This is a genomic window from Christensenella intestinihominis, assembly GCF_001678845.1.
Lineage (GTDB): Bacteria > Bacillota > Clostridia > Christensenellales > Christensenellaceae > Christensenella > Christensenella intestinihominis.
In genome coordinates, this window is record NZ_MAIQ01000006.1 from 154645 (window position 1) to 167624 (window position 12980).

At 48.7% G+C, this 12980-nt stretch carries 10 protein-coding genes; 8 read left to right on the plus strand and 2 right to left on the minus strand.

Going from position 1 to position 12980, the window contains the following annotated elements:
* Positions 1 to 93 precede the first annotated feature (93 nt).
* The 8 genes from BBD38_RS09630 (at position 94) to BBD38_RS09665 (ending at position 8760) form a co-directional block, all read left to right on the plus strand.
* Positions 94 to 1143 carry a sugar ABC transporter substrate-binding protein gene (locus tag BBD38_RS09630; RefSeq protein ID WP_066687465.1) on the plus strand — a complete coding sequence of 350 codons (1050 nt, stop codon included), beginning with the start codon at positions 94 to 96 and terminating at the stop codon, positions 1141 to 1143.
* Between the two features lie 62 nt (positions 1144 to 1205).
* The gene (locus BBD38_RS09635) at positions 1206 to 2699 is read left to right on the plus strand and encodes a sugar ABC transporter ATP-binding protein (protein ID WP_066687466.1); all 1494 of its coding nucleotides are present in this window, start codon (positions 1206 to 1208) and stop codon (positions 2697 to 2699) included.
* A gap of 18 nt (positions 2700 to 2717) precedes the next feature.
* Complete coding sequence (locus BBD38_RS09640) at positions 2718 to 3710, plus strand: ABC transporter permease (protein WP_066687474.1); 993 nt, start codon at positions 2718 to 2720, stop codon at positions 3708 to 3710.
* Complete coding sequence (locus BBD38_RS09645; protein ID WP_066687475.1) at positions 3707 to 4693, plus strand: ABC transporter permease; 987 nt, start codon at positions 3707 to 3709, stop codon at positions 4691 to 4693. Before BBD38_RS09640 ends, BBD38_RS09645 begins: the two co-directional genes overlap by 4 nt.
* Before the next feature lie 37 nt (positions 4694 to 4730).
* On the plus strand, positions 4731 to 5756 hold the full coding sequence (locus BBD38_RS09650) for a Gfo/Idh/MocA family protein (protein WP_066687476.1): 1026 nt from the start codon (positions 4731 to 4733) through the stop codon (positions 5754 to 5756).
* Between the two features lie 157 nt (positions 5757 to 5913).
* Positions 5914 to 6864 (plus strand): sugar phosphate isomerase family, encoded by a 951-nt coding sequence (locus BBD38_RS09655; RefSeq protein WP_066687477.1) that lies wholly within the window; start codon positions 5914 to 5916, stop codon positions 6862 to 6864.
* A 31-nt stretch (positions 6865 to 6895) separates the two neighbouring features.
* Positions 6896 to 7672 (plus strand): SDR family NAD(P)-dependent oxidoreductase, encoded by a 777-nt coding sequence (locus BBD38_RS09660; RefSeq protein ID WP_066687478.1) that lies wholly within the window; start codon positions 6896 to 6898, stop codon positions 7670 to 7672.
* 257 nt (positions 7673 to 7929) lie between these two features.
* Entirely contained in the window at positions 7930 to 8760 is an 831-nt protein-coding gene (locus tag BBD38_RS09665) for an aldose epimerase family protein (protein ID WP_066687479.1), read from the plus strand.
* 71 nt (positions 8761 to 8831) lie between these two features.
* Here BBD38_RS09665 and BBD38_RS09670 read toward each other — a convergent pair whose 3' ends face one another.
* Positions 8832 to 10535 carry an ammonium transporter gene (locus BBD38_RS09670; protein WP_066687627.1) on the minus strand — a complete coding sequence of 568 codons (1704 nt, stop codon included), beginning with the start codon at positions 10533 to 10535 and terminating at the stop codon, positions 8832 to 8834.
* A 104-nt stretch (positions 10536 to 10639) separates the two neighbouring features.
* Positions 10640 to 12724, minus strand: a complete 2085-nt coding sequence (locus tag BBD38_RS09675) for a glutamine synthetase III family protein (RefSeq protein WP_066687481.1) — start codon at positions 12722 to 12724, stop codon at positions 10640 to 10642.
* Positions 12725 to 12980: the final 256 nt, after the last annotated feature.

A 12980-nucleotide genomic window follows, 5' to 3' on the forward strand; every position in this document is an offset into this window, starting at 1 on the left:
CGGGTCGGTTGGGCAATACGAAAAACAAGTGCTTTTGCACCAGGATTCCCGGGTGTAACAATAGGAAAAAACGAAATATGAGGAGGAATTACAATGAAAAAAGTAAAAAAGACTCTTGCGCTGTTCTTGACCCTGTGCATAGCGGTTATGTGTTTCGCGGGATGTTCGCAGGCGCCGGTGGAAAAGTCCAATGACGTATCTGCAGAGGCTGAGAAATCTACCTCGCCGGAAGGCGCTGCAACCGGGGAAGATAAAGCGGAAACCGGCGGGAAAAAAAGAGTGTATCTGCTGTATCCGACGCTGGAATTTCCCTTTGTCGTATCCCTGATGGATGCGTCGAAAAATTATGCTGAAGAAAAGGATATAGAACTTACAATTTTTGACAGCAACATGGATGACAATCTCCAGTATCAGCAGGCAATGCAGGCAATTGAGGATCAAGTAGATTTAGTAATTCTCTGCTCGCTTTCGGATCGCGGGGTTGCGATTATGCGCCAGTTGGATGAAGCGGGAATTCCGTGCGTAATTTTGAACCAGCAACCAGCGGAAGGCGCGGAGGAATACTATACCTCGGCCATTGTAACAAATGATTACGACGATGGGGTTAAACTTACGGAACTGCTGCTCGATCAGTTTGACGGGAAAGATTTTAACATAGTCGCAATTTCAGGATTATCCGCAGATTCCGGAAACACAGGACGTATGACCGGATTCTACGACACCCTGGAAGGACATGAAAACGCACATGTGCTTGGAGATCAGGCAGCGGATTGGGAAAAAGCCAAGGCAATTTCTGTAATGGAAAATTTCATTACCCAGTATGGAGATGATATTGACGTCGTTTATGCGGCAGATGACACGATGGCCGCAGGTGCTGTAGAAGCGTTAAAAGCAGCCGGAATGGGCGGAGGAAAGGTGCTTGTTACAGGGAACAGCTTAAGTAAAGAAGCGATTGCATACATAAAGGACGGGGAAATGTTTGCAACAGCATCACATGAGCCCTGGGACATGGCCAAGCTCTGCTTTGATACCGTAGACAAAATTTTGAAAGGCGAAGCGGTAGAAAAATTGAATTATGTTCCGAATCCAATCTATACCAAGGATAATATTAGCGAATATCCGTATGGCGAAGGCACTTGGTAAAAATGATGCGCTGCCGGCCCCGGCCGGCAGCGCAAATTCACTTGATAACAGGGGAACGAATTATGGAAGATTACATATTGCAAATGAAGCATATTACAAAAAGTTTTCCCGGCGTACGGGCTTTAAATGATGTTTCGCTCGATGTGGAACGGGGATCGGTACACGCTTTGCTGGGAGAAAACGGGGCCGGGAAATCAACGCTGATTAAAATATTAAACGGGCTATATAAAGCGGATTCCGGTGAAATATTCCTGGATGGAGAAAAGGTGCTGATAAAAGATACGATAGATGCGCTTAATAAAGGAATTAGCTTTGTTTTCCAGGAATTGAACCTGATTTCGTCTCTTTCCGTGGCAGAAAATATATTTCTCGGAAGGCAGTTGAAAACGAAAAGCGGCCTTGTGGACTGGAAGTCCATGAATCAAAAAACGAAGCAAATACTGGATGAATTGGAATTTAAAATTGAACCGACAGCGATTGTAGAGAGGCTCAGTGTTGCGGAAAAACAGATGGTTGAAATCGCGAGGGCCCTTTCAACCAACGTTAAGCTGATTGTAATGGATGAACCTTCGGCTACCCTGACAAAAAAGGAATTGGAAGTCCTGTTCCGCACGGTACGGCGTCTGCAGAAACAGAATGTTACGGTGCTATATATTTCACACAGGCTGGAAGAAATTTATGAACTGTGCGACAAGGCGACAATTTTACGCGATGGCATGGTGGTGAGCACATATAATGTAAAGGACCTGGTCCGCGAGCAAATGATAAAAGATATGGTAGGAAGGAGCATAGACCAGGAATTTCCCGTAAGAACAATTTGTACGACGAATGAGGAAGTGCTTCGCGTAGAGAACCTATCGACAAAAAGTAAACTTAAAGATATTAATTTCGCGTTAAAAAAAGGTGAAATTTTAGGCCTGGCCGGTTTGGTCGGTTCCGGAAGGACGGAGATAGCCCGCGCTATTTTCGGCGCAGACCGCAGGGAAAGCGGAAATTTCTATATCAATGGGGAAAAGGTACGGATTACAAATCCGTCAGATGCAATGAAAAATGGGATTGCGCTGCTGCCCGAAGACAGAAAAGACCAGGGATTGGCCCTTAAGTTTTCCATCGAATGGAATGTATCTGTTGCAAATTTGGAAAAAATATGTAAGAGCCGGAAATTGAAGGTTTTAAACGTTTCTAAAGAAAAAGAGGTCGCGGATTACTATGTGGAAGCCATTAACATAAAAACATCTTCCGTAAAAAAGGAGACAGAGTTTTTAAGCGGGGGAAATCAACAAAAAGTTGTCATTGGAAAATGGCTGTTTGCCGGTATGGATATTTTATTGCTGGACGAACCCACGCGGGGGATTGACGTGGGCGCAAAATATGAAATCTATTGCCTGATGGATGAGATCGTAAGACAGGGGAAATCTATTATTCTGATTTCTTCGGAAATGCCGGAAATCGTATCCCTCTGTGATCGCGTTCTGGTAATGAATTCGGGAGAGATCAAGGCAGAATTAACCGGTAAAGAAATAGACTCTGAAAGCATTCTTGAATGCGCAATTTAAGAAAAAGAGGACCAGGCTATGAATAAAGAATTTGCAGGCGAAAGGCATTTGGCAAAAGGAACTTTAAAGTTTTTGAGAAAAAATGTGCTGCTGGTGTTTCTTATTATTATAGTTGTAATCATTGCATTCTCAGAAAAATCATTTTTTACTTCTACAAACCTTTTGAATATTCTCAGGCAAATTACTGTCGCCGGAATTATGGTTTGCGGCACCTGCTTTGTTCTGGTATCAGGAACAATTGATCTCTCTGTGGGGGGCAACCTGACCTTGTCGCTTTGCATTATGGCAGTGCTTGTCCCGTATATCGGAATATATCCTGCCATGCTGGTATGTATGGCCGTTGCGGTTGGCTGCGCGGTAGCAAATGGCATTTTGGTCTCGAGGGTGGTAGTGAATGACGGTACTCCATTTATTATAACATTTGGAACGATGACAGCCATGTATGCCGCGGCATTGATTATTACCAGCGGATATAATAACAAACTCCCGAGCGATCCCGTTTTGGACTTCTTCGGGAAAGGAATGGTAGGAATTATTCCGTTTCCTGTAATCCTGTTTATTGCTGCGGTAATCCTATGCCAGTTTATCCTGACGAAAACACCGTTTGGCCGCAGGATGTATTTTTTGGGGGTCAATCCGGAAGCATCGCGCCTATCAGGTATCCATATTGCGAACCAGAGGATTTTGGGCTTTGCAATAGAGGGTGTTTGTATCGGTTTATCCGCAATTATACTGGGTTCGCGTGTTGGCAGCGTTATTCCCAGTATTGGAAATCCATATGATTTCGACGTCCTTACCATGGCGATTGTAGGCGGCGTGATGCTGGGCGGAGGACGCGGGAATATACTCGGGGCGTTCATTGGAACAATCGTAATCGGCGTACTGACGAATGCTATGAGCCTGCTTAATATATCGGATAGTCCGCAAGAAATTGTAAAGGGCATATTGATTATCGTAGCGGTTTGGCTCGATACCTACAACAAAGGAAAAGACAGGGAGGCATCATTATGAATACAAATAGGTTAATGATGAAAAGCTTGGATGTCAAAAGCTTTTTAAAACGCAACCTGATGCTCGTTATATTTTTGATTACCATCATCATTATGTTTGCAACAACTCCTTCATTTCGCCGATTCTCAAATATCGTAGGCCTGTTCAATCAAATTTGTATCTATGGGGTCGCAGCGGTAGGAATGACCTTTGCGATTATAAATGGTGAATTTGATATGAGCATGGGCGGGGTTGTAAGCCTGGCTTCACTTATGTCGGCCTATGTAATGAAGTATATGGATCAGGCAAATCCCGTAGTTGCTATCCTGCTTGGACTTGCGGTTGGCGTTGTTGTCGGCTTGGTAAACGGACTTCTGGTTACAAAACTTAAAATCAATACGTTTGTAGTGACGCTCTCAACAATGGTTATTTCATATGGAGTGGCGCAGACCTTTTGCGATGCGCTGGGAGTTCCAAGCTCTATTACCTATAATAATGACCTGCTGTATAACATGGGGAATGGAAGCATAGGAGGGATTCCTTATTTCGTATGGTTTTTCCTTGTAATGGTTATAGTAGGAGAATTTATCCTCAGGAAAACACGGTTTGGAAGAAACGTATTTGCCGTAGGCGGAAATGCGGAGGTATGCCGTGCCTCGGGGATCAATATCAACAAGAATAAAATGTTGGTGTTTCTTGTTTGCGGAATTTCCGCCTCGGTAGCAGGGATTATGATGTCTGCCAAAATGATGACAGGGTCTCCGGCTTATGCTGAAGACCTGCCTTTGACTGCAATTAGTGCGGTTGTATTAGGAGGCACAAGCATGGCGGGAGGCAGCGGAAGCGTAGTCCGCACCCTGCTGGGGCTTTTGATCCTGAGTTTAATAACCAATATTTTCAATTTGTTGGAAATTAATATCTATGTACAAAATATGGTAAAGGGCCTGATTATTGTCGGTACGGTTACCATCAGTAACTATTTGCGTTATTATCGTCAGTCCTAAAATAAAACATCACAAAACCATAAAGGAGGATCGTGATATGAAAGAACTGAGAATGGGCATTGTTGGCGCGGGAATATGGGGAGAAACGCATGCCAGCATCTATAATGAACATCCGTTTGCACAGACGGTTGCGATATGTGATAAAGACAAGGCAAAGGCGGAAGCCCTGGCCATGAAATTCGGTATTGGGGAAGTTTACACGGACTATAGGGAAATGGCGGAAAAATCAAGCTGTGACGCGATTGCGATTGTCACGCCGGACTTCCTGCATGCCGACATTGCCATTGCGTGCGCGAATGCGAAAAAGGACCTGCTGATTGAAAAACCGCTGGCTACTACGCGCGAGGATGTAATGAACATGATGGAAGCGTTCGAGAGAAATCATGTTCGTGCTATGGTAGACCTCCACAACAGATGGAATCCCACTGTAAATACGGCCAAGCAATCGATCGACTCAGGTAATCTTGGTACGCCGTACAGCGCTTACGGACGCCTTAATGACATCAAATGGGTCGCGACGGATATGCTGTCGTGGGCTGCCAAATCTTCAATTCTATGGTTTTTGGGGAGCCACTGCCTTGATACGCTCCGCTGGCTGATGGGCAGCGAGGTCGAACGTGTTTATGCCGTCTCCCGCGAGGGTGTGCTGAAAAAGCTGGGAGTGGACGTACCGGATATGTACCTCACGACAATCGAATTCAGGAACGGCGGGATTGCGCAAATGGAAAACGGTTGGATCACGCCGAACGCAAACACCTGTATCAATGATATCAAGTTCACAGTGCTGGGCACGGACGGTATGATTAATATCGACTGTTCCAGCCATAATATGATTCAGGAAGTGACGGACAAGAAAGTAACAACGCCTGATATTATTGTGAGAAACCGTGTGGACGGGAAAGTAAAAGGATTTGCTTACGAAAGCATTCGTTCCTTTGTGGATCGCCTGATAGACGGGAAACCGTTTTTAGTGAGCACGGAAGATGCGGCTAACACCTCGCTGGCGCTTCTTGCGGTGCTTGAATCCGCAGAGAAGCGGGAGCCGGTGACGGTAAAATATTAAGAAGCATGCCGTTTTCTTTTTCGGGCGGCGGGCATCGGCTTTCATCCCGCGATGGGGGCAAGAGCCCGGGCATGCCCGCCGGAAAAACGGAAAATACCGAACTTGCGCATATGGGTCTACAGATTAATAAATATAAATAAAATCAGGAGTGATAATCATGGATTTGCTATCGACAATCAAAAATTCAAATATGGAACATTTTTTTCCAAAAGGCTGGGATTTGAAAAAAATAGACGGATGCTGCTCACATAAACCGGAAGAAATTTTTGAAAAACAGGAATTTTGGGACGACGGATTCAGGCCGGTGATGTGTGAAAATAATACGACCTTTGGCATGATGATGGGGCATGAAATTGCCCTTACCATAAAACAGGCAAGGGATGCGGGGGAAAAACTTGCGTTGATCCTGCCGGTGGGGCCGATGGGCATGTATGAATGGGCGGTATACTTCCTTCGGGAGTGGAATGTAAGCTGCGGGCATGTCTATGGATTTAATATGGACGAATGGAGTGATGAAACGGGAACCACTCTTGATAAAAACAACAACGGTTCCTTCCAGCATGCCATGGAACAAAGCTTTTATGGACCCCTCAAGGAATTGACCGTGCCGGAAGCCCAGCGAAATTTCGCAACAAAAGAAAACCTTCCGACCTATGCGGAAAAGATTGCGGCACTAAAAAAGAGCGGCGCCAAACTCGTTACCGTATTCGGGATCGGCCGGGTATTTCACATTGCTTTTTGGGAACCGCACTTTGCGGGAGAATATAGTTCCCTTGGGGACTGGAAAAGACAAACCCACAGGCTGGGAGCACATCTGCATCCCCTCACCATCGAGCAAAATGCTCTGCACAGCTTTAAGAGCAGGACCACACAGGTTCCGGCCTTCGCAAATACAATCGGTCCGGGGTTGTTCCTGCAGTCCGACAAAATTATCGGCGGCTGTGACGGCTGCTACGACAGGGGAATGATGTGGCAGGGCATGTCGCTGTGGGTGGCGTTACGCTACGGACCCGATATGTGGATTCCGGCAAGCTTTATGCCGACGCTGCCCGGGAAACTGTTTTTTATTAAAGAGCTGGCTGGTCCGCTTGAAGCAGAATGTAACTAAGCTTCGGCGCAATAATAAGGAGGCAGGTGCCATGGAGAGTAAATTTGATCTGAGCGGAAAAATCGCGATTGTTACCGGCGCGGGACAGGGACTTGGGAAGGTATTTGCGAAAGCTCTTTCCGAGGCTGGCGCAGAGGTGTTCCTTATGGCGCGCAACCTCGGACGCCTTGAGGATACAGCCCGGGAAATTGGTGAAATGACCGGAGACAAGACCCATGTATGTGCGCTTGATATCACGGATGAAAGGAGCGTGATCGCTGCTTGCCGGACAGTAATGGATGCGGTGGGGAGAATTGACATTCTAATCAATAACGCGGCGGTAGGCCGGAGCAACGAGCGCTTGCTGGATGAATCGCTTGAGGAGTGGAACAGTATTATCGGAACCAATTTGACGGGTACGTTCCTGATGATGAAGCACGTGGGCAAAGTCATGACCGCCCAAAGAAGCGGAAAGGTTATTAATCTTGGTTCCATGACGGGACATGTCGCCATGCGCAATCCAACGATCGGCGCTTACGACGTATCCAAGGCGGGGATCGAATGCCTGACGCGGCTGATGGCGGGCGTATGGTCGGAATATAACGTGACAGTCAATGCGATCTGCCCGGGATACTATATGACGGACCTCAACCAGGATTACGTACGGGAACACCCGGATTTTTATGAGGATTCCCTGAAGCAGATTCCCCTTAAAAAATGGGGAAAGCCGGACGATATCGGCGGTATCGCCGTGTTTCTGGCATCTGCCGCATCCGATTACATGACGGGAGAAATTCTTGTAACAGACGGCGGATATACGGTTTGGTGAAAGGGAAAATGCCATAAATTATCCGGGAAAATTCTTAACTTGTCGATCTCTGGTAAGCGAAAGGCTCGTTATAAAATGGAAAACAGCACCGCGGATCGTCAGTTATTGCCCTGCTTCCGGCAAGCGGAGGCATAGCAATAAGCGCTTGCGCGGACGATAGAATTACGGTTAGGCAGACTTCATGCAGATATAGGAGAATACGCACGGGGCTTTTAGCAGGGGCCCCGTATGCGTATTCAAAACAGGCGGGATAAGCGATGAAAAAATTGATAATCAAAGATAAAAAAAGCGGCCTTTTGGGTGAAATTCTCCCGGATTATGGCGGAATGCTCACAAGACTTCAATACCGCGGGAAAGAGATTATTTTCTTTGAAGAAGGAATGCTTCATCAATCCAATATTCTCGCGGGGGGATGTCCGGTGCTTTTTCCGTTTCCGAGCCGGACGGCCGGGGACAGCTATAAATCCGGCGGGAAAATATATTCCATGCCCTTCCACGGGCTTGTAAAATCGGCGCCGTTTGGGGTACAGGACAGGACGGAAAACAGCGCAACCTTATATATCACTAATAATGAAACTTCAATGAAGGAAAACTTCCCTTTCGATTTCCGGCTGGAGCTAACCTATAAGGTCGAGGGAAACGCCGCATACTTCATAACGACGGTCCGTAACCGTTCAAGCGAAGCAATGCCGCATTATTTTGGATGGCATCATTACTTTAACGCTTCGGATAAGTCGCAGCTTATAATGGAAGTCAATATGAAGCGGTATGTAAATTATATGGACGGTACGGAGCACCTGAACAACGGAAAACTGGACCTGACGCAGCCCGGCGATTATGTGTTCGATGGGAAAACGCAGGGAAGCGTGGAACTCATCAACTATGCGGATGGTTATAAGGCTATTCTGGAAACGGACGATTCCTATGAGGCGTTGGTCGTTTGCACTTTGTTTGACGGAAGGATCACGGCGGAACCGTGGCTTGGCGTGCCGGATTCCATCAACAAGCGAAAATACGTGAAATGGATTCCGCCACACGAATACAGGCAATATTGCCTTGCGGTAAAGATATATGATATTGAAAAATAGGAAAACAAAAGGAATGGCGGAAACCATTCCTTTTGCTTTATCTGTACATAGTTTTTGCGTGTTGTTTTAGGTTAGTCACATTCATCCTGCAGGGCGTCGTAGCCTTCTTCGCCCGTACGAACCTTGATAACATTTTCAACGTCGTAGACGAAAATCTTGCCGTCGCCGATATGGCCGGTGTAAAGGGCTTCCTTGATCGCATCGATTGCCGTCTGGACCGGAATCTTGCAGATTACGATTTCAACCCTGATCTTAGGCAGCAAATTGATGTCAAGTTCCACACCACGATAGTATTCCGTGTGGCCCTTCTGCATACCCGCGCCCATCACCTGGGATACTGTGATTCCCGTGATGCCGATATTTTCAAGCGCGGCCTTGAGGGCGCCGAACTTATCCTGGTTGGCAATCACGACCAGCTTTGTCATTTTCAGGTCGCCGGAGGGAACGCCGTCCGCCGCCTTCGGCATACGTTCCACCGGAACCGCCTTTTCGAGCGAAGCCGGTTTTTCTTCGCCTTTGGTGTCCTCGGTGGTCAGGAAGCCGGTTGCCGTAGCGGGCATAAAGTCCGCATAGCCGGTTGCAAGGCCGTGTTCCTCGATATCGAGGCCGGCAAGCTCTTCCGATTTGGAAACCCGCAGGCCGATTGTATGCTTAATAATCTGGAATACAATCGTCATAGTGACGGCAACCCATGCGATGACTGCGGCCACGCCAAGCGCCTGTACGCCGAGGAAGGACGCGTCGCCCGTATAAATGAGGCCGCCTTCGAGGGCAAATACGCCGACGAGGATCGTACCGACCGCGCCGCAGAAGCCGTGAACCGAAACCGCGCCCACCGGGTCGTCGATTTTGAGTTTTTTATCAAGCAGCTCTACGCCGAATACGACGACGAACGCACAGACAAGACCGATGACAAACGCCGCCCATGGGTCTACGAGGTCGCAGCCTGCCGTGATGCCCACAAGACCGGCGAGGGCGCCGTTAAGCGTCATGGATACGTCGGGCTTTTTATAGCGAATCCATGTGATGGCCATTGCGCCGATTGCACCCGCGGAAGCGGAGAGGCTGGTCGTGGTGAAAATTTTACCGGCCCAGTTTGCGTCGTCGCCCTGCACGCCGAGGGTAGAGCAGCCGTTGAAGCCAAACCATGCAAACCACAGGATAAATACGCCGAGTGCCGCAAGCGGGATGCTGTGCCCGAGGATCGCCTTGGGCTTTCCATCCTTGCCGTATTTTCCAATACGGGGTCCGAGGATTTTAGCGCCAACGAGCGCCGCGACGCCGCCAACCATATGAACGGCTGTGGAACCCGCGAAATCGTGGAACCCGAGGGCTGCGAGCCAGCCGCCGCCCCAAATCCAGTGGCCGGAAATCGGGTAGACGACAAGGCTGATAATGACGCTATAAATGCAGTAGGAAGAAAATTTAGTCCGTTCAGCCATTGCGCCCGAAACGATGGTCGCCGCTGTCGCGCAGAACATCGTCTGGAAGATGAAGAACACATACGGGGGAATATCGCCCACCAGGTATTCGTTCTGTACGAAGAAATCCGGCGTGCCGATGAAACCACCCGCCGATACGCCGAACATCAGGCCAAAACCGACCGCCCAAAAGACGACGGAACCGAGTGAAAAATCCATCAGATTTTTCATGATGATATTACCGGCGTTTTTGGCCCGCGTAAGGCCCGTTTCGACCATCGCGAAGCCGGCCTGCATAAAGAATACAAGCGCCGCGCCCAGTAATACCCATACTGTGTCAACTGAAGAAAACATCATATGAAACCTCCTAAAATATTTAAGGCGCGTCTCCAAAAAAGCTTTCGCCTGGAGACACGCCTTTGTGTCAAACGATATAAAACGGTAAATCTGCCGCGTGGTTATACGCTGAACAGCAGGTCGCCGTAGGTCGGCCACGGCCAGATTTTTTTACTGACAAAGGTCTCCATTGTGTCGGAGATTCCCCGGAGCTCCTGCATGGCCGAGAATACATGCTCGCGGTAATACTTCGCGCATTCGCCGATCTCGCCGAATTGCTTCACGCCGAGGAGCGCCTGGTCGAGCGCGTCTACCGCTTTCAGGAAGCAGGTGAGCTGCGAGGACAGCTCGCACACGAGGCGTTCCTCGGCAGTGGTGTCCGCGCCGATTTGCTTTTTGGCAAGGGCGGCGTCCGTGAGCTCCCTGGTATAGGTGCTGACCGCCGGGATGATGCTTTTCTTGGACATTTGCAGCATGGTCAGCGCTTCTATATTCAGCGTCTTGCAGTAATTTTCCAGGATGATCTCGTAACGCGAATGCATTTCCGCTTCCGTAAAGATGTGGTGCCCCGTGAAGAGCTTCACATTTTTCTTATGGATGAAATAGGGCATGCAGTCCGCTGTGGACTTCAGGTTCAAAAGTCCCCGTTTTTCCGCCTCCGCGACCCATTCATCGGAATAATTGTTGCCGTTGAATATGATGCGCTTATGGTCTTTCATCGTCTTCTTGATGAGTTTTAACACATCCTGCGCAAAACAGCTGCCCTTTTCAAGCTCGTCCGCAAATTGTTTAAGCTCTTCCGCGACAACCGTATTGAGGACGATGTTCGGTCCGGCGATCGACAGGCTCGAGCCGAGCATACGGAACTCGAATTTGTTCCCGGTGAATGCAAAGGGCGAGGTCCTGTTGCGGTCCGTGGTATCTTTTTGGAAATTGGGGAGGACATGTACGCCCATTTCCATATCACATTTTGCCTGGTCGATATAGTCGCTGTCCGTCTCAATCGACTCCAGTACGTTTGTGAGTTCGTCCCCGAGGAACATCGAGATAATCGCCGGGGGAGCCTCGTTTGCCCCGAGCCGGTGGTCGTTGCCCGCGCTCGCGACGGAAACGCGCATCAAATCCTGGTATTCGTCCACACCTTTGATGACAGCGCACAGGAACAGCAGGAATTGCAGGTTACCGTGCGGGTCGTCCGTCGGGTTCAGCAGGTTTTCACCTGTATCCGTACAGATCGACCAGTTATTGTGCTTGCCGCTGCCGTTCACGCCCGCGAACGGTTTTTCGTGGAGCAGGCATGCGAGGCCGTGGCGGTAAGCGACCCGCCGCATCACTTCCATAGTGAGCTGGTTGTGGTCGGTTGCGATATTTGTCGTGGTAAAGATCGGGGCCAGCTCATGCTGGGCAGGGGCGACCTCGTTATGCTTTGTTTTGGCAAGCACGCCAAGCTTCCACAGTTCCTCGTCAAGCTCCTTCATGAACGCGGATACGCGCGGACGGATTGAACCGAAATAGTGGTCGTCCATTTCCTGGCCCTTTGGCGGCTTCGCGCCAAACAGGGTGCGGTTGCAATACTTGAGGTCGCGCCGTTTTTCATACATTTCACGGTCGATGAGGAAATATTCCTGCTCGGGGCCGACGGTGGTGAGAACCCGTTTGGCCTTGGTATTCCCAAACAACCGCAGGATGCGCAGCGCCTGGTCGTTCAGCGTTTCCATGGAACGGAGGAGCGGCGTTTTTTTATCGAGGGCTTCACCGCCGTACGAGCAGAACGCCGTGGGGATACACAGGATACCGTCCTTGATAAATGCGTAGGAGGTCGGGTCCCAGGCCGTATAGCCGCGCGCCTCAAAGGTTGCCCGCAGGCCTCCCGAGGGAAAACTCGATGCATCCGGCTCGCCCTTAATGAGTTCCTTGCCCGAGAATTCCATAATTACCTTGCCGTCCGAAGTGGGGGAGATGAAGCTGTCGTGCTTTTCGGCCGTTGTTCCCGTCATTGGCTGGAACCAATGGGTGAAATGGGTGACCCCATGCTCGATTGCCCAGTTCTTCATTGCGTTCGCAACGACATTCGCAACGCCGATATCAAGGTCCTTCCCATCCTCAATCGTCTTTTTCAAGGCTTTGTAGGTTTCCTTGGGCAGGCGCTCCTTCATCGCTGCATCGCCAAACACCATACTGCCAAACAATTCCGGTACCTTTGTCATTTTCGTCGATCCTTTCTATATATCTTTATATATCTTTTATAAAATTTGAAAGGCACTGCGGGAAAAGCTTTTTCGGGTTTTCCGCAGCGCCTTTGCTGTCCACGTTTCGAAGTATAAGGCCATAGAAATAAAAAGTCAAGGGATTTTTGCAAAAAAATGAAACATTTTTAAAATAAATTGCAATATAAGCGAAAACAAGAGGCGCAAAATCCGAAAAACAGAATAAAAATGCAAGAAATAATTAGAATATTGCATT

Bases quoted from the DNA above. Each gene is read 5' to 3' on its own strand.
- BBD38_RS09630 (WP_066687465.1), top strand. From the start codon at position 94: ATGAAAAAAGTAAAAAAGACTCTTGCGCTGTTCTTGACCCTGTGCATA.
- BBD38_RS09635 (WP_066687466.1), top strand. From the start codon at position 1,206: ATGGAAGATTACATATTGCAAATGAAGCATATTACAAAAAGTTTTCCC.
- BBD38_RS09640 (WP_066687474.1), top strand. From the start codon at position 2,718: ATGAATAAAGAATTTGCAGGCGAAAGGCATTTGGCAAAAGGAACTTTA.
- BBD38_RS09645 (WP_066687475.1), top strand. From the start codon at position 3,707: ATGAATACAAATAGGTTAATGATGAAAAGCTTGGATGTCAAAAGCTTT.
- BBD38_RS09650 (WP_066687476.1), top strand. From the start codon at position 4,731: ATGAAAGAACTGAGAATGGGCATTGTTGGCGCGGGAATATGGGGAGAA.
- BBD38_RS09655 (WP_066687477.1), top strand. From the start codon at position 5,914: ATGGATTTGCTATCGACAATCAAAAATTCAAATATGGAACATTTTTTT.
- BBD38_RS09660 (WP_066687478.1), top strand. From the start codon at position 6,896: ATGGAGAGTAAATTTGATCTGAGCGGAAAAATCGCGATTGTTACCGGC.
- BBD38_RS09665 (WP_066687479.1), top strand. From the start codon at position 7,930: ATGAAAAAATTGATAATCAAAGATAAAAAAAGCGGCCTTTTGGGTGAA.
- BBD38_RS09670 (WP_066687627.1), bottom strand. From the start codon at position 10,535: ATGTTTTCTTCAGTTGACACAGTATGGGTATTACTGGGCGCGGCGCTT.
- BBD38_RS09675 (WP_066687481.1), bottom strand. From the start codon at position 12,724: ATGACAAAGGTACCGGAATTGTTTGGCAGTATGGTGTTTGGCGATGCA.